Below are 22,665 nucleotides of genomic sequence, written 5' to 3'. Positions count from 1 at the left end.
TGGCTTTTTCACGCTTTTCTTTTCAGCACGCCAAAACTTGTGTGTAAGTGTCAGGGCTAAGCCAGGGACTCAAGAAAGTCAGAGCGAAGGCAATGGCATAAAAGAGCGGCCCCAACAGATATTGTCGATTAATACGCCTGACTGCCTCCATATCCACATCCCTGCTCAGCAAGCGTCGCTTATGCGTCGCATAACGCCAGAGGAAGTTATAGACAACCGCCACAAAGAGAAATACACCATTATACAAAATCGTCGCCAGCCAAAAGTTGGCTCCATTATTCTTCACATCCACGCCATTCACCATATCCGCGCCATATCGGCCCAGTAAAGCCGTGGGGAAGGGTACCACGGTCGCGGCCAGCAGCAAGAGGATATTGAGCACCAGCAAGGTATGATCGGCACGCACGATCAGCGTAAATAGTCTATGGTGATTTAGCCACATAATACCGATGGTAGCGAAACTCAGCAAAAAGGCCAGCAGCACCGTCCATTGCTGCTGAAGCAAGCCAAAGAGCTCAAGCTTTGATGCGTCACTAAACGCAGACGTTACATCCAAAATTAGCAATGTAATAGCGATAGCAAACACGCCATCGCTAAAGGCTTCGACCCTCGATGTTTCCTTCTTCTCATCCATGAAGATACAACCTCTCTTTATTCATCGCCCCATATAGCACAGTATAGCCGCTACAGGCGTACGCGGCTACTCTCTACTTTTTTATCCCCTTCCACCCATTAGAGATTTTTGTATTTCCTTTAACCAATAAAATTCGAAAATAACCTTGACAAAGCGCAAAAGTAATGTTAATTTGTCAATTAATAAAAGCAGTAACAAAGCACCATTTCACTCAACACATCGAAAAAATACATACTATTAGCTTTGCGGCTGAATATAACATAGCGATATATTCAGTTTCTGCGCTTCCTGGTGGCATAGCTCAATGGTGAGAGCATCGTCCTTATAAGACGGGGGTTATGGGTTCGAATCCCATTGCCACTACTTCGCTCATCTATCATTTCCCACACCTTCATTGTCTCAAGTGCCGCGTGAAGTGTTCGCGCGTCCTTGATGCACCTGAAATAAATGTGTAAGCTCTATCAAAAGATGCTAAATTTACTTACTTCTTATCCGAAATCCTGAGCGCGAAGCGCTAGTCATGAGAGTGACGTTGGGTTTCGGAATAAGATCTTAAGATAGAGAAAGGTGAGAAATGCAGAGAGAACATATCCAGAGGTTGACACGTCTATGGCCGTTATTACTCCTGGTCGCCTGGATCATCTTTCCCGAAGAATGGCTGGGTTTGAAATGGGCCACCTTTGGGCATGTGCTCTTTACGATCTTTGCTAACGACACTGAGCACGTGATAGGACACATAAGCCTCTTTCTTTTGTTAGGGCTAGGCACAATATATGTATTCCCTAAACTGCGCAAAAAGCCATTCTTCTATTTCTGCTTGCTTCTTGTAGGAGTAATCCAGGAAGCAGCACAACTCCTTTTTAAGCACAGGTGGCTGGCCCGGGACGACTGGCGCGACCTGGCAACAGACCTGGTAGGGCTGACGCTGGCATATGCGTTGGCATGGGGTGAGTATGCGTGGCGAAAATCGCGCGTGAAGCGCGAGAATACGCCATTCCCAATAGATTAGTTAAAAAACTTATCCACAACTTATCCACATATTTATCCACAAAAGTTGAAAAACGACATTTCGCTTTGATACATAATGTTATCCCCATGGAATGGTCAATCTCTTGTGAAATGGAAACGCTAGATAGCAAAAGACACTCGTATTCCTCGCCGGTCTCTTCGTTATCCTGGGTGCATTGTTGGCCTGTGGTGGCAGTTCCGATAACACCGGCACCTCAACCTCCAGCAGCACTACCTCACAAACCTCACAGCAAGTCAAACACTTTAAAGCTGGCGAAACCGTCAAAGTGGGTGATACATGGGAGGTGGTCGTTAACAGTGCAAAAACTTCAGATGGAGATGACTATACTAAACCCGACGCCGGAAACGCGTTCCTGATCATCAATGTCACGGTCAAAAATATCAGCAATAAGGAGCAGGATATCAGTAGTCTGCTTAACTTCAAGTTGAAGGACAAGGATGGAACAGAAGGGAAAGACGCACTTCTCACCACTGGAGTCATGTCCCCTATGCTCTTTAGGATAGCTACTGGGGCATGATGAAGATATCCCTGGTGCACCCCCGCTGATGTAGTAGAATTGCCAAAAAATTAAAAACGCCCTCGACCTGCTCTAAGAGCTAGCCGAGGGCAACTGAGTAGCGGCTACTGGACTCGAACCAGTGACACAGGGCTTATGAGTCCCTTGCTCTACCACCTGAGCTAAGCCGCCATATGTTTCGTCCATCATATTACCATATGCTGTCAAGCGGGCGTATTGGACGATTTACGAAAGTTCACTGCACGTGTGCAGTGAACTTTCTTTGGTAGCGGGAGCAGGATTTGAACCTGCGACCTCCGGGTTATGAGCCCGACGAGCTAACCACTGCTCTATCCCGCGTCAATTTATTAAGGTCTTGCGACCTGGTAGCGGGGGGAGGACTCGAACCTCCGACCTTTGGGTTATGAGCCCAACGAGCTAACCACTGCTCCACCCCGCGTCGGTGTTTACATAATACTACAATCTTTGTTTCCTGTCAAGTATCTAGATTTTCTTGTTTGTGTAGGCCATCATGATGCTTGCCGATAAGGAACTCAATTGCACTGGACTATTATAGCCCAAAATGTTATGGACAGGCAAGCTCTTAGGGAATACAATATGCACATCACCAGATTGCTCTATATTCTTAAGACGATTCTTAGACGAAAACCAGCGCCACTCTCGTGGCTAGCGCTCCGCGCTCAGGTTTTCGAGAGGCAGGTAATTCTTAGAGATGGCTTAGAGATGGCAGGGGGCAGGACTGCCAAACTCTGCGGTGTAACCTTTCCTTACTCACGACGTATCACAAAGTAAGAGGTTACTTTCTTGCACACACGATACGAAATTTTGCCACGTATCGTTTTACATACAATTACTCTTTCAGGCGTCTTCTTTTGAAGACGTAGGAAGCATCCGGCTTCATCCTATCAAAGACATGTCGTCAGACAAAGAAAGCAGGTCTGAACATATGGACGCTCAGGCTATATATATGTACCAGAACAATAACTCAAATGATCAACGCACTCCTGGCAACCCTCAGCCGGATAACGGTAGTAATGGGAATACTCCAGGAGGCCCCCGCGATGGCGGTTCCTCGCTCTTGATTCGCGTCGTTTTGCTCGTTGTCCTCTTGCTGGGAGTCTGGTATTTCTTCCAGTTCTTCGTCTCCGGTTCCGGCGGCGCCAGCGCCAATGCGATTGAGGTCCCCTACAGTAAGTTCTACCAGCAGGTACAGAATGATAACGTTAGTTCTGTAATCTTCCAGGGACAGGACGCCTTTGGCAAATTCAAAAACGCGATCACGATTGTTGATGCCAATGGGCAGAGCAAGACCGGCCAGGAATTTCACTTTACCCAGCTCCCCAATGGAGACCCGCAACTGACACAACTGCTGATACAACATAATGTCACGTTCTCGTCGAAGCCCAATAGCGATAATAACCTCTTCTGGACCTTCCTGCTCAACGTCGGTCCCTGGATTGGTTTGATTGTCGTCTTCTTCTTCATCCTGCGCCGGGCCAATCAGAGCCAGCAGAATATCTTTAGCTTCGGCAAGAGCCGGGCGAAGATGGTGCTGGAGGATCGCCCCAGCACTACCTTTGGGGATGTCGCGGGCGTAGATGAGGCCAAGAATGACCTGGTTGAGGTGGTCGAGTTCCTGCGCACACCTCAGAAATTCCAGCGCCTGGGTGGTAAGATTCCTCGCGGCGTCCTGCTGGTAGGCCCTCCAGGAACTGGTAAGACCCTGCTGGCGCGTGCGGTCGCCGGTGAGGCCAGCGTCCCCTTCTTCTCGATGAGTGGTTCCGAGTTCGTCGAGGTACTGGTGGGTGTTGGTGCCAGTCGCGTACGCGACCTGTTTGAACAGGCCAAGAAGGCGTCCCCAAGCATCATCTTTATCGACGAAATCGACGCCGTTGGTCGCCAGCGTGGCTCTAGCATCAACAGCAACGACGAGCGTGAGCAGACCCTGAACCAGTTGCTGGTCGAGATGGATGGCTTTGATACTCACCAGGCCGTGGTCGTGATCGCGGCGACCAACCGCCCTGATGGCCTGGATAAAGCGCTCCTGCGCCCTGGACGCTTCGACCGCCGCGTGACGGTTGACCGCCCCGACTGGAATGGTCGCCTGGCGATCCTGAAGATACACTCACGTGACGTTCCCCTGGCTTCCGATGTGGACATGATTACCATCGCACGCGCCACACCTGGCATGGTGGGTGCCGACCTGGCGAACCTGGTGAACGAGGCGGCTCTGCTGGCGGCTCGCCGCAACCTGGATGCCGTGACTCAGCGCTGCTTTGAGGAGGCCCTCGACAAGATCCTGCTCGGCGCTGAACGCCCGCTGATCTTGAGTGAATCCGATCTGAACGTGGTTGCCTACCACGAGGGTGGGCACGCGCTCACGGGTATTCTGACCGAGGGCGTCGATCCCGTCACGAAGGTAACGATTGTGCCTCGCGGCCAGGCCCTGGGCGTTACCCAGTATACGCCGCTTGACGACCGCTATAACTACTCGAAGGATATCCTGGAGGCACAGTTAGTAACCGCGCTGGGTGGACGCGCAGCCGAAGAGGTCGCAATTGGTCGCATCACCACAGGCGCGGAGAACGATCTGCAACGGGTGACAGCTATCGCGCGCCAGATGATCACACGCTGGGGCATGAGCGAGCGCCTGGGCCAGATCTCTTACAGCGAGCGCGAAGATCCCTTCTCGGGCACGGCCCTGGCGAGTAACTCTCGCGAGTATAGCGAGCGTACAGCCACCATCATCGACGAGGAGGTTACGCGGATCGTGAACTGGGCACATAACCAGGCCGTCACACTGCTGCGTGAGAACAAAGAGGCGCTTGACCGCATCGCCAAATCACTCCGCCTCTATGAGACAATTGACGCCAAACAACTGCGCGAGATTATGGTCGAGACCGGCTCAATTAATGCCGCTCCCGAGTCATACCGCGCGGAGGTTACGGCCTAACACCCCAAAGAGCGAAAGCGGGCAGGCTGGAGGATGTGTATTCTCCAGCCTGCCCGCTTTTCTTGTCTCAATCTTTCACAGGTGCCAGGCATTCTAGGATTCATTGCGCGCCTATGAGATTGGAAAAGCGTACACACTCATCAGCGCCAGGAGTGCCATCGTCACAACGACGATCACGACAACGGTGGCCTTCTTCTGGGATATGTGGCTGCGAATGATACGCGTAATATTCTCTGAGAGCGAACGCGCATCGCGTTGCTCAATTGCATGTTTGCTTTCATCCACCCTGCTTAACTGGTCTAACTGAAGCGTCTCCTGGAAAAATTGTTTTGCCTCACCTGGCGATGCAGATGCTTGCGTATCGCCTCTTACGCGCTCTTCAACCAGGGAATCACGTGGAAGAGACACTACGGGGAGCGAGGGATCGGTTGTGCGTAGTTGCTCGCTGGTAAGGGTTGGCGTAGCCCAGCCAGAAGGTGCGCGTTGAGCGCGTTCATTTTCAAACAGGAAATGGGGGACGGGTTGTTCGGGGTCTGTCTCGCCCTCACGAGGATGCGTCATCACGGCTCGCAACTCGTCGAGGATAGTTGCGAGCACAGCGGAATCGAACTTGCCGCTCTCGGGCCTGAGGAGCACGCCTCCCTGAGAGGGCAGGGGACAGAGATTGCCGAAACTTGTTGTCACCCAGGACGTTTTGCGCACTACTATTGGATAGACAGAGACATCACCGCGCTGCTCCCGCTCTAGAATACGCTGTATTTCACGGGGATTGCCAAGGCTCAGCGTCTTGAAGTGCTCGCTTACCAGCAAGAGAATGATGTCAGCCTCTGTGATCTGGACCGCGGCCTCAACCGCCTCGTAGCGACCAGGGCTCAGATTTAAGCCCTGCCAGGTAGCGGGCACCTGCTCGCGCGAGAGGCCATCGAGGAGATACGTTTCAAGCCGGGTCTGGATCAGCCGGTCCTCTTCTGCGTAACAGCACAGAAGACGATAGTTTTTCCCAGAACGTGTAAGCATCTGCATTCTTTATCCCCTTCCTTGAAAAATGGTTCAGGTAGGCTAATTTCTACTTTTCAGTTCGCCAGTCCAACCATGACTGGCGTCGGCAATGACTCGTATTGCCAAATCTTTATGGCGACGAGAGTCATTCAGGGAGACGCGTTCTCAGTGACCTTCTTAGACGAAAGCCTGGATGACTAGATGACGAACCCGATGTTTTTTTACCAGGCTCAGCACTAGCGATATCTTCAGCTCTCCTTAACCACCGTTTGCGACACTGCAACAGGCACGCTTCTCTCCAGAATCATGCACGGCGTGCATCAAGCATGTATGATACACGTCAAGTAGAAATAAAGAATGCAGTGTAAGGCACTTTATGACCATAAAATTTATACTTTGTAAAACTACAAATTTACAATTGTAACATTTAGCATATAGACGACAAAGGAAGACAAAGTATAAAACAGTTGAAGCAAATGTCGCTCTATCTAAATAGACCTCATTACGCTCCAATCGTCTGACAAGACATTGTTCAGGCAATCAAAAATGTCGGAAGGTTGTTGGAAATCGCCCCATCTGTACACAAGCCGCAGCATGACCACGCACCACTTAGACGTCCTCTCTCCCCTGAAATTAAAGGTGTTTATAATGTCCGCGGAACAGGAAAGTGTAGTACAATGGAGCAGGTTTGCCAGTATTTTTATAACCACAAAGGAGTGAAGCGGCCTGGAGCAGTGTGCCGTGATAGCCCGATGCTGCTGAGAGTAATGGAATCAATCTTTCTGCACCCTCGCCCAGGCCGTTATATCGATATGCATCTATCAAAAATCACACCCAAGGAGCACTCACGGTTTCTCACATTTTCGCGTGAAGCATGGGCCAGCCTGCGTGCCAGCACGCCTCTAACCCTTTCAGAAGAGCGCCTGAACGCTCTGCGTAGCTTGAATGACCGCATTGACCTCAACGAGGTTGAGCAGGTCTATCTGCCACTTTCCCGGCTACTCAACCTGTACGTGGCAGCCGCACAAAAGCTACATACTGCAACGTCGACCTTCCTGGGGCACCATACCGCCCAGGTTCCCTACATTATCGGTATCGCAGGCAGTGTCGCGGTTGGGAAGAGCACAACCGCCCGTCTCATACAGGCGCTGCTCTCCGATTGGCCTTCACGCCCCAGGGTTGACCTGATTACAACTGATGGTTTTCTCTATCCTAATCGTGTCCTGTTGGAGCGTGACCTGATGCAGCGCAAGGGCTTCCCACAAAGCTATAATCAGCGCCGCTTACTGCAATTTATGCTCGACGTGAAGGCAGGCAAGCCAGAGGTCAACGCGCCCATCTACTCCCACTTGATTTATGACATTATTCCCGACCGTGTGCAGACGATTAGCCAGCCTGATATCCTCATTGTTGAGGGTTTAAATGTCTTGCAGGCCAGGCGTCCCACCGGGCGCTCGGCTCAGCGCCTCTTCATCTCGGATTTTTTTGACTTCTCGATCTATGTCGATGCCGAAGAGTGCGATGTTGAGCAATGGTATGTTGAGCGCTTCCTCACCCTGCGTGAGACGGCTTTCCGCGATCCCTCATCCTTCTTCACCCGCTACGCACGCCTCTCTGAGCAGGAAGCCATCGCCACCGCACGCGACATCTGGCAGCAGATCAATGGCTTAAATCTGCGTGAAAACATTCGCCCAACCCGTGAACGTGCGCATCTTATCCTGCGTAAGGGGCGCAGGCATGCCGTTGAAGAGGTTCGTCTGCGGAAAATCTAGTGCCTCTCCAGGCAGGTCACTGTACACAACTGGCGAACTTCTCTTTGTATCGGAATTCGCTCGCAATGCGTATTCAGAGTATGAAGAAGCTACGTTTTCCGTGTCATCTTCACGTAGTATGCCTGGCTACGCATTATGGCGTATACTATATAGTATAAACTCGCAGCACCTCTTCGTAGTCATTTGCGCGCGAATTTCGTTGCTTAGGGCATGGCTGTCTACCAGCCTGCCAGCAGGGAGGAATGCAAGATGGGGCAAGAACGGGGTATCAATAGGCACCGCCTGCGCGTCTTTTACCGGGCGGTCAAGAGCAAGGCCAATAAGTATACGTGGAGTGGCCTGTTTATATTCGTCCTGGGAGTCGTGTTTATCGCAGCCGGCGTCAACCTGAGCCGGGGAGTCTACTACTCTACGCCAGGGCTTCTGATTGGGCTAGGCGCTATTATCGCCATTATCGGTTTGATTCGTCTCGCAATCGGCTTTATCAATCCTCAGACGCCCGAGGATCTGCCACCATCACCAGAAGAAGAACTGGTAACAAACGCGCAACACACCATCGCTGTCGATGAGCTTTTCGAGGCGTAGAAACAAAGGGCTCGGCGCTATACTATAAGATGCGCGTCGAGCCCTATCACCAATGCACAGGCAGGCCCTCTGCGGCCCGAATTGAAGACCCAGGTGGTTCTGGAGATCCTCAAAGGACAGAAATCCTCGCAGAAATTTGCCGGAGCATGAAGTCGCTTCGGATCTGGTATGGCATTGGCGGGATGTGTTTCTGGAACGCGCTCCCCAGATCTTTGTCGATCCGCGAGGCAAAGACTCAGGTAACGAGCAGGGCCTTGCCGACCTGGAACGGATGGTCGGACGCTTAACGATGGATCTGGACCAGCAAAAAAGCCTTGAGGCCGCGCCTTTGATTTCTGATCACCAAAAACGAGCGATAATATCCTTATGTCTGCTCTACATGATGAACGCTCGAGCGAAATGGCGGATGTCATCCAGATGGGTTGCATCGGAGAAACTGATCACGAGTTCCTGGACACCAGCAGACTCATAGGCGGCTAGCCGCTGACGGATGGTCTCAAGGGTACCAATGAGGCCATATGATCCGACGTCTCCAGGGAACACAGCGCCCGCCCATCCTGGTATTAGAGCCTTGGCCTGCTCATCGGTCTCACCAATGATACAGAGCGTGAGGGCTGTACGATGAATGCTCTCGTAGTCCCGCCCAACCGTCTCGCAGTGCTGTTTGAGCACCGCAAACTTGTGCTTGAGCGTCGCAAGGTCGCCGCTCACATTACACGCATCGCCGTATCGGGCCACGAGCTTGAGCGTCACCTGTTCACCACCTCCGGCGATCATCATGGGAATATGTGGTTGCTGCACCCCTTTGGGCTGATTGATCGCACCCCGAATCTGGTAATAGTTCCCTTCAAAGGTGGCTTCCTCCTGGGTCCACATGGCCAGAATGACCTGCACCGCTTCTTGCAACTGGCGCAGGCGTTCCGGACCATCGGGATACGCGTAGCCATAGGCTCGATAATCGGGTTCGTACCAACCTGCTCCAATGCCAAAAGTGAGCCGTCCATGCGATAGGACATCGAGAGTTGAAGCCATTTTGGCTTGTAAGGCGGGGTTGCGGTAACTATTTCCTGTCACCATCTGGCCGATACGCACCCGCTTCGTATCGCGCGCCAGGGCTGCTGCCATGGTCCAACACTCAAAGACCATTTCCTGCGATGGAGGAGCCGTTATAAAATGATCCGAGATCCAGACCGAATCATAGCCAGACTGGTCAGCCGTTTGCGCAAGGCGGGTCAGCGTTTCAAACGCTTCCACCGGATCCTTGATGCCAGCCAGTTCATGCGTAAACCCTTGGGGAAGGAAAAGACCATATTTGAGAGACATACGTATTTACCTCTTTGAATTTAAATGACTCTGGAGACGTTGATGAAGGAGGAATTGTTCGGCCTGGTTGCCTGTCAGCGCAAGGGCACGCAACTCGGCTGCGTGAGCCTGCTCGCGGCGACCGAGTTCCAGCAAGAAATCCCCCCGAATGGCGTGAAAGAGATGATACCCCTCCAGATCACGCGCAAGCGTTTCGACTTCGACCAGTGCTGCTTCTGGACCGGCCACATAGCGCAAGGCCACTGCACGGTTCAGTTGGATAACTGGCGAAGGCGTCATGCACAGCAGCAGATCGTAGAGCGCCAGGATCTGTGGCCAGTCAGTCGCCTGCCATGATGAGGCTTCCGCGTGACAAGCCACTAAAGCCGCCTGAATCTGATAGGGTCCTGGACGACCTAGCGCCGCCGCTTGCTCAATCAGGGCTCCCGCCTCTGTAATCATCCGTCGATTCCAGCGTGAGCGATCCTGATCGGCAAGCAAGATCAGTTTGCCCTCGGCATCGAAGCGCGTGTCAGATCGCGCCAGGTGCAGACGCATCAGCGCGAGCAACCCCAGAGGCTCCGGTTCTCGAGGATAGAGCCGCGTGAGGAAGGCCGCCAGCCAGGCTGCATCTTCGGCAAGGTCGCGGCGCGCCGAGGCGTTGCCTCTGCTGGTAAGATAGCCTTCGTTAAACATCAGGTAGAGTGCTGCCAGTACTTCGCCCAACCGCTCATCGAGGTCCTCATCACGGGGAACGTGGTAGGGAATACCAGCCTGCACAATCTTCTGTCTCGCCCGCACCAGACGCCGCGCGACTGCCGCTTCAGAGGTCAGGAAGGCGTGGGCGATTTCTGCGGTTGTGAAGCCACAGACCGCTCGCAGCATCAAGATCACCTGGGTCTCGCGCGAAAGCGCCGGATGGCAGCAGGTAAACATCAGCCTGAGGCGATCGTCAGGCTCTTGCATCACCGGGTGCTCCAACGCAGCAAGCTTATCGCGATAGCGTGCGTCGCGCCGGAGATGGTCGATAGCTCGACGACGAGCGACCGTCAGCAACCAGGCACCAGGCTGAGTCGGAATACCTTCGACCGGCCAACGTTCCAGCGCGACCAGCAGGGCATCCTGAACAATCTCCTCGGCGATCTCAAAGTTGCCCAGGATGCGCAGAAGCGCTCCCACGACCTTGCCCGCCTCTTCGCGGAAGACGACACTGAGCGTGACCTGGATCTCGCCACTGGAAGCAGGTGGGAACAGGGTTCTTGAGGGATCAGACATGGAGATGCTATTCCTCCACCACAGGCCAGATCTCGACCACATTGTAGCCTGGCGCGTGAACAGACCACTCCTTGGCGAGGTGCAACGCCTCATCAAGATCAGCCACGTCGATCTCAGCTATCCCCCCGATCACTTCTGTTCCCTCAAGGAACGGGCCATCGGTCACCAGAGGTTGGCCGCCCGAGCCAACATGGACGCTGGTAACGGTATGGGGCAAATGGAGCCCATAGCTCTTTCGGATCTGAGAGCGGTGTTCGTGTATCCACTGACTGGCCTGCGCGCGCTTCTGGGCAAGAGCTTCTTCAGACAGCTCCTGCCACGCGGCCAGGTCCTGGGCATCGGTGCAAAACAAAAGGAGATATTTCATTGTTTCTTTCCATTCTAGAAGTTGCTCTTTAAAAGATGCTCGGTATTCAGCCTTTATACATACGACGAACAGACCCGACCCGAAAAGGACATTCTTAAAGCTGAATATGGCGGCAGGAGCAATATGATTGGCATTTCATCTCTTTGCAAGCTCTCACATTTTCACACGTGCTGCGTTGCGCCCACATTCGGCTTCAAAGATGTCCTTTTCGGATCGTGCCTGTTCGTCGTATGTATAGAAGATCACAAGTGGTGATTTTCATGACAATGTCTCACATCACAAGAAAGGAAAAAGATGAATATCCCATCAGTTTGGTTTCCCGATGTCTGGTTTCCTACGGTCTGGTTTCCCTAAGCAATATGCCAGGCTTGGATGATGGCCATCATCTGTGCCCCTGGCAGCATGAATGCTGTCAGGGGCATCTCTATCAGAAGACTAGGGGAAGGCGTGATGAGGGTGAGTCACCACGGTGGCACAAGGACCGTCTGTGGTTCTCTCACTGGAACACTCAGGGCGTAGCCGAGAAACAACAGGGCCCTTCCCAAGAGCGGCGAGACAACTCCATTCCCCAAGCTAAAATAAACACTGCCTCCAGTTGAATTACCTCAACCTGGGGCAGCGTTTGTTTTCAACTGCGCTGTTTGCGATTGTCCCTCTTCTATAGCAGCTTCTGACTACGAGCATTTACGTGAGAAATACACCGATGGCAGTGTATCGCTGGAAACCGGGCCTGGGGTAAAGTTTTGCTTAACCAAGAAGAGGTTCAAGGTAACGCTGCAACGCGGTTTTGAGTTCTTGTACAAGCGATCTTCGATCAGCCTCCTCTGCCTCGAGTATGAGTGGGAGGACAGCCTTGAAGAGCTGAACACTCATCGTGGCACACAAAAGGCGTTGCGCTATCGGGAGGTTGGGGGCACGTACCTGAAAACCCCGCTCAAAGTTGGCTTGCATATCTTTCGGCAAAGCTTGCGTAAGACTCGCCAGAGACATCGATGGAGTGGGAATTGTGAGAAGGATGTAAAAAGCAGGATGGGCCAGGTGAAATGCAATCAGGGCATCAATAACCTGGTCCAGCCAGAGAGAGAAGGTACGTGATGCTGCCTCGCGCGAAAAAATAGAACCATATACCTGTCGGAGTTCCTCGGTATACCGAGCAGCCAGGGCCAGAGCAATCTCTTCTTTGTTAGAGAAGAATTGATACAGAGAGCCGGGCGAGATCCCAGCCTGCGCTGCAATATGATTGGTCGTTGCCTCATCGTAGCCCATTTTCGCAAAGACAATTTCAGCGGCATCAAGAATGGAAGCAATGCGCTGTAAACCTCGCGCGCGCCGCTGAACAGGCCGTGCGTCTTTCTGCTGATCCATACGATCCTCCAAACATTCATTCCAAACAGCATCAGTATATTTTTTTACGCTGGCAAATCTCTTGACAACACGAGTTTTTACTCGTATAATTCTTTGAGAGGACGAGTTTTTACTCGCCTATGTAGTATAGGATATCAGGGCGGCTTTGTCCACAAGAAGCGGGGCTTGCCGAAAGTTATCCTGAAGTATCGCCCATGGTATCCATGCTGATCCCGGTCGTTTCGACTTCAGGACTTTTATCATGATGACCATACGTCATGTTAGGTGAATTGGTTGTTATAGAAGAAGGATCGCATATGAACACATCAGCCGAGACGAGGCGCTTAGATAGCAAGAGCGTGGTCGTCATTGGAGGCAGTAGAGGTCTGGGGCGCGCCATTGTGGCCGCAACTCAGGCTGAAGGTGCACATGTGCTTGCTGTAGCACGCCAGGAAGAGCCGCTCAAGAAGCTCGTCGCAGAATATCCAGCCGTGCAAATGCTCAGACTCGATGCAAGCGACGAAAACGCTCCTGCGAAGGTCTTTGAAACGCTTTCGCCAGACGTCCTGATTGTCTGCGGAGGTGCCATACCCCATAATGTGCCACTTTCGGAGCAAAGTTGGGAGCAGTTCTCACGCAACTGGAATACTGATGTCAAAATGTCGTTGCTTTTCTCGCAAGCCGCGCTCACCAGGCCGCTTCCTGTAGGAACGAGTGTTATCCTCATTTCAAGCGGTGCGGCCATTGGTGGTTCTCCACTTTCGGGCGGCTATGCTGGCTCAAAACGTACACAGATGTTTATCGCCAGTTACGCCCAGAAGGAATCTGATCGCAGAGCACTTGGTTTGCACTTCTTTGCGCTAGCACCCGGAAGCATTATGCCAGAAACGGACCTTGGAAAAGCCGCGGTCTCGGCCTATGCTTCTTCGCTCGGCATTTCTGCCCAGGACTTCATCAAAGGCATGCCATCACCGCAATCGCCGGAACGTGTCGCAAACGCGGTGGTAGAAATTGCGAGCAATCCAGGCAGCAGAGAGGGAAATGTGTTCCTGGTTTCTGGAAAAGGCATTGAGGCTTTACCATAGTTTTTTTAGATTAAGAAAACGCTACCTGTGTTCACAGGAGTGTAAGACAACTCATTGAAAGTGAGATAGAATGACAATCACTTCTCTCCCAACTCGAGCAGAGCTCGTGAGCCGTGCGAGCGCTATTGTACCTCTTCTCCAGAAACATGCGCAATGGCACGAGGAGCATCGGCGTTTGCATGAAGAAACAATCGAGGCGATGGCACGAGCTGGCATCTTCAAATTGCGCATCCCCAAACGCTACGGAGGCTACGAAAGCGATATCCAGACCGTGGTGGATGTGCTCACCGAGATCGGGCGAGGGGACGGCTCATCCGCGTGGACGGGGCAACTCTGGTTGCATGGTGCATGGATGGTTGGCCTATTTCCCGATGCAGTCCAGGAGGAGGTCTTCTCCACACCTGATGTCCGTGTGAGCGCACTCTTAAGCCCAACAGCGACAGCGGTGCGCACAGAGGATGGGGTCGTCGTGAGCGGGCAATGGCACTTCAATTCCGGCGCGCTACACAGCCATTGGGACCTGGTCAATGCCATATCCATCACAGACGAAGGGGCACCGGAGCCGATCCTTGCACTCATTCCGATGTCGCAGCTTGAGATCATCGACGACTGGGATACCTCGGGCCTGCGAGGAACCGGCAGTGTCACCACCGTGGCGAAAGAGGTCTTTGTTCCCAATGCCCGCGTGCTCTCGCTCACCGCTTTAACGCAGGGGCAACCCCAAAGTGCCTTAAACGCTGATCTCCCCCTGTACCGCAGCCCGGTGATCCTGACGGGCGCGACACTCTCCAGCGTGACCGGGCTTGGTCTGGCGAAGGCCGCCCTGGAGGTCTTTCTCCAGCGGCTCCCTGGTCGACATATTGCCTACACAGCCTACGATAACCAGGCCGAGGTACAACTTACCCATCTCCAGGTCGCTGAGGCAGCGATAAAGATTGAGGAGGCTGCGTTCCATGCCTCACACGCGGCAAGCCTTCTGGACACAAAGGCCGCGAGCGGTGAGACATGGAGTGTGGAGGAGCGCAGCCGTGTTCGTCTCAACGCAGCTCTGATCGCGTTGAGAGCCAAGGAAGCGGTAGACATACTCAACACCGCCAGCGGAGGATCGTCGGTTTACAGCAGCGTGCCCATCCAACGCATCGCGCGCGATGTTCAGGTGCTAAACCTGAACGGCCTGCTGCATCCCAATACCAATCTCGAACTCTATGGGCGGGTCCTTGTTGGCCTTCCCCCGAATACGCTCTATCTCTAGACGTGTTCTTGCCCGCGCCACACGACCCGGCAGCGATCTGCTAAAAGCAGGATTGAAGGCCATCGGGTATCCTTCACAAGGCCACTTTCGCGCTTTGCACAACACCCGATGGTGCACCCCCTGGGGCCGCGTGGCTCATCGGAGAAAACATGGAACAGGCTGCATCGAAAACACATCACAATGAGTCACGGCTGGTCGATCAAGAACGCTTTCGGAGCGTGATGAGCCACTTCGCCAGTGGGGTAAGCATCATCACTACACGAAACGCAGGTGTTGATTATGGCCTCACCGCCAGCGCCGTCACCTCGCTCTCACTCGACCCGCCCATGCTTCTCATCTGCCTCAACAAAGCCTCGAACACACGAGATGCCATCGCAGAGGCACAGGCTTTTGCAGTCAACATTCTGCGGGAAGATCAGAGCGAACTGGCGCGCCGGTTCGCCACCTCTCAACCCGGCAAGTTCGAGGGCCAGAGCATCTCCTATGGAGAGCTCGGTGTGCCTCTACTGGACAACATGCTGGCTAGCATGGAGTGCCGCGTTGTCGAGGCCGTTTCAGGTGGCACCCACTCAATCTTCCTGGCCGAAGTGCAGACGGCCCAGGCCACAACAGAGATGCCACTGACCTACTTTCGAGGGAGAATGGGCCGCTTTACCTTCCTGGGCGCCGATGCCAGGTGAGTAGCGATATAGTATGAAAGGGACTAAAATATGCTTCTCATTACAGGAGCAAGCGGGCTAAGCGGATCCGCAATCATCCGCGAGTTTGCTCGCCAGGGGTATCCCGTCAGGGCGCTCGTCCGAAATCGAGCAAAGGCACAGGCATTGGAGACATTGCCTACTGTAGAGATTGTGGAAGGCGACATGCTGCGCCCTGGCACGCTCGCAGACGCGCTCTCTGGAGTAGAGCGCGTACTGCTAATCTCGACCGCTGACCAGCAGATGGCGGAGACGCAATGTGCCTTCATCGACGCTGCCAGGAAGGCTGGTGTCCACCACATTATCAAGTTCTCCGGGGCCGAATCAGGTGTTGGTTTCAACCAGAGAAACTTCCGCTTCACGCGGATGCACGAAGACGTTGAACACTACCTCGAACAATCTGGACTTGCCTGGACGCATCTGCGCCCCAGCCAATTCATGCAAGTGTATCTACGGGAAGCGCCTACAATCATTGCCCAGGACGCGCTCTTCCTCCCCATGGAGAATGCCAGGCTCTCACCCATCGATATTGAGGACATCGCGAAAATTGCCTGTGCGTTGCTGCGCACTGGTAGAGAGCATGAGGGTAAAAGTTACGACATGACAGGCCCTGAGTCCTTGACAATGACGGAGGTTGCCGAGCAGATCTCTCGGGCGATCGGGAGAAACATCCGCTATGTGAACGTCACTCCAGCGGAAAGAAGACAGGCTCTTTTGGCGAAAGGAGGAGTATCCGCCTATTTCGCTGACGCCCTCGATGAGCAGGTTAGCGAGCGTCTGAAATGCGCTGAATCACAGGTCTGCCTCGACGCACACAAGGAATTTGGAATTGAGCCAACCACGTTCGCCGAGTTTGCGCGCCGGAATGCAGCCGTGTTTCGGGGCGAGCTGGCACGATCTTGAGAGAGGGTGCACCGAGCCTCGACCTGCCAACGTTATCTGAGACAAAAAAGGATGTATGAAAAGTGATCAGAAACGATTACCAAAGCTATCCACTCGTTGATACTGCCGTGGGAACCCGGCTGCTGCTTGGCTTTATCGCCGACGTCACAGCTGTCCAAAAGCGTTTGCCTCCAGGGTGGAAGATCGCGTCTTTACCGGCTTTCGAAGCAGTAGGGTTGCCAGCGGAGCACCAGCCCAACCTGTTGCTTGCCTTCCATCACCTGCTGTTGGACCAGGATCCCCAGGGACAAACACTCACCGATGCTGGCTCGCGCTTCCTTGTGTTAGATATTCCGGCACATCATCCAGACAGTGGTGAACATGGCCTGGTCCACTTTCAAATGTTCACCTGCGGAGCCATTCCTGGTCGCTACCGTGACGCTCTGCCAGCGCAGGTGACGCATGACTATCACGTCATGGAAGATAGCGCTTCCACGAGCACCAGAGAAGCCTATCGGGTGCAACCAGAGGCTGGGGGTTTGATCGAGGTGCAAGTGATCTCTCAAAGGGGGCCTCTTCTGCGTCAGACAGCGTCCTCCCCGAACTTCCCCTTGTGGGCAGCAGCCGATCCAACCATCATACGCATCTATCAAGAAGATAGCGTGATGGAACTCCTGCGTAATGACTTCACGGGCTTCAACCACGTCCAGGATCTCACCTTTCGCGTGACAGTGCCAGCCCTGGCGGATCTCTTTGATGGTAACGAGCGACTCGTCGCCATCATCGGCAACCCACATTATATGCGGAGAGTGTTCTCGCCACGCAGCGAACCAGCTTCCCGCGAATAAGCGCCGTACAGACAAAAGATCCTGACGAGCATGGGCATAAGCGCACTTTTGTTCTTAAATGCCATCAACCAGGTGACCCATCTCACCCTAGTCGATTCGACATCAGCCAATCTTAGTTATTACCTGATGTCTTTCCATACCTATGTACTAACGTAAGGAAAGGAATACCTTATGATTCTTGTAACTGGAGCGACCGGATTGAGCGGATCTGCTGTGATCCGCGAGTTCGCCCAACAAAAGGCACCAGTACGTGCGCTGGTTAGGAACCGCGCGAATGCACAAGCCTTGGAGGCGTTACCCACCGTGGAGATTGTAGAAGGAGATATGCTTCGGCCTGAGACACTCGGAGCCGCGCTACGCGATGTAGACCGTGTCCTCATGATCTCTTCAGCCAGTAAACGGATGGTGCAGACACAATGTATGTTCATTGACGAGGCCCGCCAGGCTGGCGTTCGCCACATCGTCAAGCTTTCCGGCAAGGAATCAGGTATTGGCTTCAACCCGAATCACTTTCGCTCTACATGGGAGCACGAACACATCGAGGACTACCTCGAACACTCCGGGTTGGCATGGACACATCTGCGCCCCAGCCAATTCATGCAATTTTACCTCCCACCAGCGCCGACGGCGGTGAATGTAGCCAAAAGCGCGCTCTTGCTCCCCATGGAGAGTGCCAGGCTCTCACCCGTTGATGTTGAGGACATCGCGAAAGTCGCTTTTGCGTTGCTTCACAGTGAAGGACATGAGGGCAAGAGCTATGACATGACGGGGCCCGAAGCCCTGACAATGGCGGAGGTAGCCGAGCAGATCTCTCAGGCGATTGGCAAACCCTTCCGCTATGTCGATATCCCGCTGGAGGAAATGAGGCAGGCGTGGTTGGCGGCAGGTATCCCCGCCGAGCGCGTTGACACCATCAGCGAAGTGCTCGGTGAGCGCATCAGATGTGTCGACTCGAGAGTCACCCTCGACACACACAAGATGTTTGGGGTTCGCCCTACAACGTTCGCCGAGTTTGCGCGCCGGAATGCAGCTGTATTCCGTGGGGAAACGATGCCGTTGTAATTGCTTTGCTACCAACCTGACAACTGAGACACGCTTGCCACTATCTTGTGAGAGCCCGACGCGCTGTTTCTGAACAGAAGGCGAAGGGCTTTTCACGGGTAGGTTCCTTTTTTGCTGCGACTGATAGGTTGGTTCCAGTCGCGGTGCTCCACGTATGATCGTGGGCAACGTGATTGTCACCAATGTCACTAACGATTACAGAACAATTACAAGTTTATATGCAGTTCAGGACACTTCCATCATTGAGCGCTAGATTGCACCTCTTTCTTGAGTGGGGAGCATTGTGGCACACCTGGACGAGGTGTAGCAGCGGGCCAAAACCATAAACCTCCAAAAAGTATTCACTAGCCACTCTAGTCAATTTGTCACCCTTTTCATATTAAGATCGTTTATCATTGTTGAATTATTATTTAAGGATTCTTTTGTAGCCGCACGAAACAATACTTAGGAGAGAGTCTTGCAATCTTTTAGTAAAGAGCTGCCTTCATCGCTTGAGAAGCAGCAGAATGAAGATGATGTGTCGACTCGCAGGCGCTCCTTGCCTGGACGCATCATAATGGAGAGCTGGCTACCTGGCCTGCTCGTCGTGTGTGTCGCCCTCGGGCTTAATTTCTACCGGTTGGGAGACCCTAGCCTCTGGTTTGACGAGATTCTCTCGGTCACCAGGGCAATTCAACCATTACCTGTGGTATGGAAAATCATCTGGACAACCCAGCCCAATATGGCCTTGTACTATCTCCTCCTCCACTTCTGGCTGGATGTCACTAACGCGCTTGGTTTCGCGCCAACTGAGACGGTTGTGCGCCTCCCATCGGCCATTTGCGCGGCATTGAGCGCGCTGGTGGTGTTCCAAATGGGACGTCGCTACCTTAGTCTCTCGGTGGCACTCCTGGCATCTGGTCTCTACGTCATTAATGCCTTGCAGCTAACCTATGCCCAGGAGACACGTTCATATGGCTTGCAACTACTCCTGCTCAGCCTGGCATGGTACGCACTCTTGAACATACTGACACAGGAGAAGTTGTCCTGGCGCTGGCTCGTCGTCTATGGGCTCACGGCCACGCTCTCAGTGTATACCCAGATCTTTAGCTTGCTCGTCTTGTTGAGCCAGGTCGTAGCAGTTGTCTGTCTGCTTGTACTGCCAACCACCTGGCGCGAGCGTACACGCCTACGCTTCCGCCCCCTGCTTTTCTGCGGAATTGTCGTAGGCATCTTGCTGGTCCCCATTTTGTTGGCGAGTCGGGGAAACGACAAGACTGGCTGGATTCCCATTCCTGATCTCGGGGACGCCCTCCATGTCTTCACCGTCATCAGTGGCGACCAAAGACTCTATGAGGTAATCCTGCTCGGCTTATGCCTCCTGAGCGTAATTGGCGCCCTCTGTGTACAGAGTACATGGCTACGCACGCCGCTTCTACGCCTTCCAGCCTTCGCGTCCCTTGGTAAGCAACCACGCCTACGCCAATTCTTCCCAGTCATTGTCGTGCTGGCTTGCTGGTTTGTGATTCCCTTTGTGCTCAGTTATATCATCTCGCAAGGCTCGACACGCCTGTTTATTCCCCGCTACCTTGTCACGATTGTGCCGTCACTCATGTTACTGGCGGGCGCCAGTTGTATGCTTATCCCCTGGCGTTACCTGCGAGTAACGCTCATGGTAGGTGCGCTCTTTGTGGCAAGCTGGGCAGTACCGCTGTATTATCAGAGCGCCGAGGTCGAGGATTGGCAGACGCCTACAGCCTGGCTCCAGGATCACTACCAGTCTGGCGATGGTATGGTCTGTTACGATAACGATCAAGGCTGCGAGGTAGGCATCGAATATTATCTGCGCGCTTATCCCACCGATGTCACTTTCCCTGAAGATGCGCCTGGCGCCTTTCCCTGGGTCCACTACGATACAACCAATCAGCTAGGGGACTCGGAATCCGCGCTTGATACAACCCAGTTGGCGGCCTATATGGCTCAACACAAGCGCCTCTTTTTTATTGTCGCGCGCCTCAGCAGTGATGACCAGGTCGCGCGGGTCAAGGCTACCCAGCAATGGCTTAACAGCCACTATCAATACCAGGACCAGGTAACGACACCTACCATGACGATCTATCTCTACAAAGTGAAATAATATAGGTGATTGCGTGGCTCACCGGGTAGGGTGTGTAGTGGCAGGTTGGAGGAGCCAACCTGCCACTACACACCCCTTTTATTGGGCGGGTTCTTCCGTCTCGGAAACCAGGTCTTCTGAGAGATGTATAGGGGGGAGAGTAGGCTTTGCGTCTGCCCGATGGCTGGCCAGGCCAAAGAGTAGTATAGGCACAACCTGCTCAGCCTGTTCCAGGTAGCCAGGCTGATAAGAGGTCTCAGGCAATGAGGGATGGGATTCAGAGCCAGCAGGTCTGAGGCGCAGCGCATGTAGAATAAAGCGTTTGAGCATATTCATAAACAGGTCGGCTGCCATAAGTGCATCAACGCCATAGGTCTGCTCATTGCAAAGGAAGCCCTGGCGGATTCCATCCTCAAAAATAGAGGCAATAGGCATAAGCATACCCGCGTGAAATTCCTGATATAAGTCCGCACGCGCGCGCTCGTGCAGTTCATGCTCGATATCGTGCAGCATCATACCAATATCGATACGATTGGTGCTTACCAGGAAACGTGCCACCAGTCGCAGGCGTTCAGGCACACTTTCATTACGATGCGCGATCCGCTCAAGTCCAGCCCGCGACTTGGCAATAGTCTCCTTCACAACCGCGAAATACAAATCCTGCTTATCGGAGAAATGGTGGTAGAGGGCGGGCTGTGTCAGACCACAGGCGTCAGCAATCTGACGCGTGGAGACAGCGCGAAATCCATATTCCATGAAGAGCTGATGCGCTGTGCGCAAAATCGTATTACGTGTCTCTTCTATATCCTCGCCTGTACTTGATCGCCTTTGACCGCGTGGCATACGTATGACTTCCTCTCTAAAGTTGGCACAATGATCTATAGCAGGTGGAAAATTGTTGGGGGCACTTGACTCTAATAGAACATCCTTACGTGTCAAAACTATATGACACGGCAGGGGTAGTGTCAAGAGGTGAGGAGGATAAGCTGAGAATACAAGAGATATACCTTCTAACCACCAGGAGCGAGAGGTTCGAGTAGGCAGACCTCTCGCTCGCAAACGAGCGCATCCTCTTGACCGCTAGAGCATGCGTCGCATACAGGAGCATGCCACCCCGTAGGGCAACATGGATTGCGAGGAACACAAGGAGGGCGACGGGGGGTGCCGTAAGTAGTAGTCTGTCGATACAGACCCGCCGTCCAGCGCGCTTCAATGTGCTCGTTTGTTTCCTTCAACGATACTTATTTTAACGAGGTCGTGTTAAAGGAAAGTTATATGCATGTAAACATACCGCAAAGGATAGGTAAAAATGCGTATCAAGCAAGCGAGAGGAGCCAGAACCTTGACATTGGTTCTGGCTCCTCTCGCTTGAAGCTCATCCATCAGGGTATTGATGGGTAAGCGCGGATCATTGCTGAGGGTATGATGGATAGCCGGGGCCGACTGGTGGCTGCGGATAGCCAGGACCAGCCGGTGGTTGTTGCGGATACCCGCCAAAACCAGAGCCACGTCTCAACGCCGCCAGTTCCTGAAGCACCGGCCATTCAGCAAGCGCCAGGTAGAAAAGCAACACAATCTCCGCCAGGGGAACAAAAGCCACTAACAGGCTCAGCGCGCCGCTATAGCCTGCTTTCGAGAAAATCTTCCACCAGACAAAAAGCTTAATCGCAATACTGACAAGCGCAATAACGCCTACAACAATAAAATACGTTGTTAAAATAGCTGTAAGCTGTGATTGACTATTGTCCATCAATTGCCTCCACTGAAATATCTATAAGTAAAACTATTCACTCTATTAAACTCAACTTTTTGTTTGAGGTAACATATATCGTTAAGATGCTCTCAGCATACCATACCTCAACACGCGCAACAATGAAACAGCTCATAAGCCAAAAGTGAGTTACCTCACCCAGCAAGCTATTTGTTGACAAGGTGGGGGTGGACTCGTACAATCTGAAAAGACAC

20 protein-coding genes and 4 tRNA genes are annotated in these 22,665 nt (G+C 53.1%); 13 read left to right on the top strand and 11 right to left on the bottom strand.

The window, feature by feature from the left end:
• Positions 1-22 precede the first annotated feature (22 nt).
• On the bottom strand, positions 23-634 hold the full coding sequence (locus KTE_RS14250; RefSeq protein WP_201381920.1) for a TMEM175 family protein: 612 nt from the start codon (positions 632-634) through the stop codon (positions 23-25).
• A gap of 290 nt (positions 635-924) precedes the next feature.
• Between KTE_RS14250 and KTE_RS14245 the strand changes: the two genes are divergently transcribed.
• The 3 genes from KTE_RS14245 to KTE_RS14235 all read left to right on the top strand — a co-directional run bounded on the left by KTE_RS14245 (position 925) and on the right by KTE_RS14235 (position 2,181).
• A tRNA-Ile gene (locus KTE_RS14245) sits at positions 925-997 on the top strand.
• Positions 998-1,208: 211 nt separating this feature from the next.
• Positions 1,209-1,643 carry a hypothetical protein gene (locus tag KTE_RS14240; RefSeq protein ID WP_201381919.1) on the top strand — a complete coding sequence of 145 codons (435 nt, stop codon included), beginning with the start codon at positions 1,209-1,211 and terminating at the stop codon, positions 1,641-1,643.
• A 175-nt stretch (positions 1,644-1,818) separates the two neighbouring features.
• Positions 1,819-2,181, top strand: a complete 363-nt coding sequence (locus KTE_RS14235; protein WP_201381918.1) for a DUF4352 domain-containing protein — start codon at positions 1,819-1,821, stop codon at positions 2,179-2,181.
• Between the two features lie 98 nt (positions 2,182-2,279).
• Here KTE_RS14235 and KTE_RS14230 read toward each other — a convergent pair.
• The 3 genes from KTE_RS14230 to KTE_RS14220 form a co-directional block, all read right to left on the bottom strand.
• Positions 2,280-2,352, bottom strand: a tRNA-Met gene (locus tag KTE_RS14230).
• 92 nt (positions 2,353-2,444) lie between these two features.
• Positions 2,445-2,520, bottom strand: a tRNA-Met gene (locus KTE_RS14225).
• Positions 2,521-2,544: 24 nt separating this feature from the next.
• Positions 2,545-2,620: transfer RNA gene (locus KTE_RS14220), tRNA-Met, on the bottom strand.
• Between the two features lie 507 nt (positions 2,621-3,127).
• Between KTE_RS14220 and ftsH the strand changes: the two genes are divergently transcribed.
• Positions 3,128-5,134, top strand: coding sequence for an ATP-dependent zinc metalloprotease FtsH (ftsH, locus tag KTE_RS14215; protein ID WP_201381917.1), 2,007 nt, complete (start codon positions 3,128-3,130; stop codon positions 5,132-5,134).
• A gap of 111 nt (positions 5,135-5,245) precedes the next feature.
• Here ftsH and KTE_RS14210 read toward each other — a convergent pair whose 3' ends face one another.
• On the bottom strand, positions 5,246-6,157 hold the full coding sequence (locus tag KTE_RS14210) for a hypothetical protein (RefSeq protein ID WP_201381915.1): 912 nt from the start codon (positions 6,155-6,157) through the stop codon (positions 5,246-5,248).
• A 788-nt stretch (positions 6,158-6,945) separates the two neighbouring features.
• Between KTE_RS14210 and coaA the strand changes: the two genes are divergently transcribed.
• Positions 6,946-7,905, top strand: a complete 960-nt coding sequence (gene coaA / locus KTE_RS14205) for a type I pantothenate kinase (protein ID WP_201387076.1) — start codon at positions 6,946-6,948, stop codon at positions 7,903-7,905.
• A gap of 249 nt (positions 7,906-8,154) precedes the next feature.
• Positions 8,155-8,490, top strand: a complete 336-nt coding sequence (locus KTE_RS14200) for a hypothetical protein (RefSeq protein ID WP_201381913.1) — start codon at positions 8,155-8,157, stop codon at positions 8,488-8,490.
• Positions 8,491-8,865: 375 nt separating this feature from the next.
• On the opposite strand, the gene KTE_RS14195 is transcribed toward KTE_RS14200, so the two are convergent.
• The 4 genes from KTE_RS14195 to KTE_RS14180 all read right to left on the bottom strand — a co-directional run bounded on the left by KTE_RS14195 (position 8,866) and on the right by KTE_RS14180 (position 12,799).
• The gene (locus KTE_RS14195) at positions 8,866-9,813 is read right to left on the bottom strand and encodes an LLM class F420-dependent oxidoreductase (RefSeq protein ID WP_201381911.1); all 948 of its coding nucleotides are present in this window, start codon (positions 9,811-9,813) and stop codon (positions 8,866-8,868) included.
• A gap of 6 nt (positions 9,814-9,819) precedes the next feature.
• Positions 9,820-11,067: an RNA polymerase sigma factor gene (locus KTE_RS14190; RefSeq protein WP_201381909.1), complete on the bottom strand. Its 1,248-nt coding sequence runs from the start codon at positions 11,065-11,067 to the stop codon at positions 9,820-9,822.
• A gap of 7 nt (positions 11,068-11,074) precedes the next feature.
• Entirely contained in the window at positions 11,075-11,434 is a 360-nt protein-coding gene (locus tag KTE_RS14185) for a YciI family protein (RefSeq protein ID WP_201381907.1), read from the bottom strand.
• Positions 11,435-12,181: 747 nt separating this feature from the next.
• Positions 12,182-12,799, bottom strand: coding sequence for a TetR/AcrR family transcriptional regulator (locus tag KTE_RS14180; RefSeq protein ID WP_201381905.1), 618 nt, complete (start codon positions 12,797-12,799; stop codon positions 12,182-12,184).
• Positions 12,800-13,095: 296 nt separating this feature from the next.
• Between KTE_RS14180 and KTE_RS14175 the strand changes: the two genes are divergently transcribed.
• The 7 genes from KTE_RS14175 to KTE_RS14145 all read left to right on the top strand — a co-directional run bounded on the left by KTE_RS14175 (position 13,096) and on the right by KTE_RS14145 (position 20,721).
• Positions 13,096-13,863: an SDR family oxidoreductase gene (locus tag KTE_RS14175; protein ID WP_201381903.1), complete on the top strand. Its 768-nt coding sequence runs from the start codon at positions 13,096-13,098 to the stop codon at positions 13,861-13,863.
• A 70-nt stretch (positions 13,864-13,933) separates the two neighbouring features.
• The gene (locus KTE_RS14170) at positions 13,934-15,115 is read left to right on the top strand and encodes an acyl-CoA dehydrogenase family protein (protein ID WP_201381901.1); all 1,182 of its coding nucleotides are present in this window, start codon (positions 13,934-13,936) and stop codon (positions 15,113-15,115) included.
• A gap of 149 nt (positions 15,116-15,264) precedes the next feature.
• Positions 15,265-15,795: a flavin reductase family protein gene (locus KTE_RS14165; RefSeq protein ID WP_201381898.1), complete on the top strand. Its 531-nt coding sequence runs from the start codon at positions 15,265-15,267 to the stop codon at positions 15,793-15,795.
• Between the two features lie 30 nt (positions 15,796-15,825).
• Positions 15,826-16,716, top strand: a complete 891-nt coding sequence (locus KTE_RS14160; protein ID WP_201381896.1) for an SDR family oxidoreductase — start codon at positions 15,826-15,828, stop codon at positions 16,714-16,716.
• Between the two features lie 62 nt (positions 16,717-16,778).
• Positions 16,779-17,543 (top strand): hypothetical protein, encoded by a 765-nt coding sequence (locus tag KTE_RS14155; protein WP_201381894.1) that lies wholly within the window; start codon positions 16,779-16,781, stop codon positions 17,541-17,543.
• Positions 17,544-17,714: 171 nt separating this feature from the next.
• The gene (locus tag KTE_RS14150) at positions 17,715-18,605 is read left to right on the top strand and encodes an SDR family oxidoreductase (RefSeq protein WP_201381892.1); all 891 of its coding nucleotides are present in this window, start codon (positions 17,715-17,717) and stop codon (positions 18,603-18,605) included.
• A gap of 457 nt (positions 18,606-19,062) precedes the next feature.
• Complete coding sequence (locus KTE_RS14145; RefSeq protein WP_201381890.1) at positions 19,063-20,721, top strand: glycosyltransferase family 39 protein; 1,659 nt, start codon at positions 19,063-19,065, stop codon at positions 20,719-20,721.
• 78 nt (positions 20,722-20,799) lie between these two features.
• Here KTE_RS14145 and KTE_RS14140 read toward each other — a convergent pair whose 3' ends face one another.
• Together KTE_RS14140 and KTE_RS14135 are read right to left on the bottom strand one after the other, a co-directional pair.
• A complete protein-coding gene (locus tag KTE_RS14140) occupies positions 20,800-21,543 on the bottom strand; it encodes a TetR/AcrR family transcriptional regulator (protein WP_201381888.1) in 744 nt (247 codons plus the stop codon).
• A gap of 565 nt (positions 21,544-22,108) precedes the next feature.
• Positions 22,109-22,450: a hypothetical protein gene (locus KTE_RS14135; RefSeq protein ID WP_201381886.1), complete on the bottom strand. Its 342-nt coding sequence runs from the start codon at positions 22,448-22,450 to the stop codon at positions 22,109-22,111.
• Positions 22,451-22,665 lie beyond the last annotated feature (215 nt).

This window comes from Ktedonobacter sp. SOSP1-85, from assembly GCF_016587415.1.
Taxonomy (GTDB): domain Bacteria; phylum Chloroflexota; class Ktedonobacteria; order Ktedonobacterales; family Ktedonobacteraceae; genus Ktedonobacter.
Note: the sequence above shows the minus strand (reverse complement) of the source record. Positions and strands in the feature narration are given on the sequence as shown.

Excerpts from the sequence above, each read along its gene's own strand:
- KTE_RS14180 (WP_201381905.1), bottom strand. The coding sequence starts at position 12,799 with ATGGATCAGCAGAAAGACGCACGGCCTGTTCAGCGGCGCGCGCGAGGT.
- KTE_RS14135 (WP_201381886.1), bottom strand. The coding sequence starts at position 22,450 with ATGGACAATAGTCAATCACAGCTTACAGCTATTTTAACAACGTATTTT.
- ftsH (WP_201381917.1), top strand. The coding sequence starts at position 3,128 with ATGGACGCTCAGGCTATATATATGTACCAGAACAATAACTCAAATGAT.
- KTE_RS14165 (WP_201381898.1), top strand. The coding sequence starts at position 15,265 with ATGGAACAGGCTGCATCGAAAACACATCACAATGAGTCACGGCTGGTC.
- KTE_RS14160 (WP_201381896.1), top strand. The coding sequence starts at position 15,826 with ATGCTTCTCATTACAGGAGCAAGCGGGCTAAGCGGATCCGCAATCATC.
- KTE_RS14200 (WP_201381913.1), top strand. The coding sequence starts at position 8,155 with ATGGGGCAAGAACGGGGTATCAATAGGCACCGCCTGCGCGTCTTTTAC.
- KTE_RS14140 (WP_201381888.1), bottom strand. The coding sequence starts at position 21,543 with ATGCCACGCGGTCAAAGGCGATCAAGTACAGGCGAGGATATAGAAGAG.
- KTE_RS14175 (WP_201381903.1), top strand. The coding sequence starts at position 13,096 with ATGAACACATCAGCCGAGACGAGGCGCTTAGATAGCAAGAGCGTGGTC.
- KTE_RS14195 (WP_201381911.1), bottom strand. The coding sequence starts at position 9,813 with ATGTCTCTCAAATATGGTCTTTTCCTTCCCCAAGGGTTTACGCATGAA.
- KTE_RS14170 (WP_201381901.1), top strand. The coding sequence starts at position 13,934 with ATGACAATCACTTCTCTCCCAACTCGAGCAGAGCTCGTGAGCCGTGCG.
- KTE_RS14240 (WP_201381919.1), top strand. The coding sequence starts at position 1,209 with ATGCAGAGAGAACATATCCAGAGGTTGACACGTCTATGGCCGTTATTA.
- KTE_RS14250 (WP_201381920.1), bottom strand. The coding sequence starts at position 634 with ATGGATGAGAAGAAGGAAACATCGAGGGTCGAAGCCTTTAGCGATGGC.
- KTE_RS14150 (WP_201381892.1), top strand. The coding sequence starts at position 17,715 with ATGATTCTTGTAACTGGAGCGACCGGATTGAGCGGATCTGCTGTGATC.
- KTE_RS14190 (WP_201381909.1), bottom strand. The coding sequence starts at position 11,067 with ATGTCTGATCCCTCAAGAACCCTGTTCCCACCTGCTTCCAGTGGCGAG.
- coaA (WP_201387076.1), top strand. The coding sequence starts at position 6,946 with ATGCATCTATCAAAAATCACACCCAAGGAGCACTCACGGTTTCTCACA.
- KTE_RS14210 (WP_201381915.1), bottom strand. The coding sequence starts at position 6,157 with ATGCAGATGCTTACACGTTCTGGGAAAAACTATCGTCTTCTGTGCTGT.
- KTE_RS14185 (WP_201381907.1), bottom strand. The coding sequence starts at position 11,434 with ATGAAATATCTCCTTTTGTTTTGCACCGATGCCCAGGACCTGGCCGCG.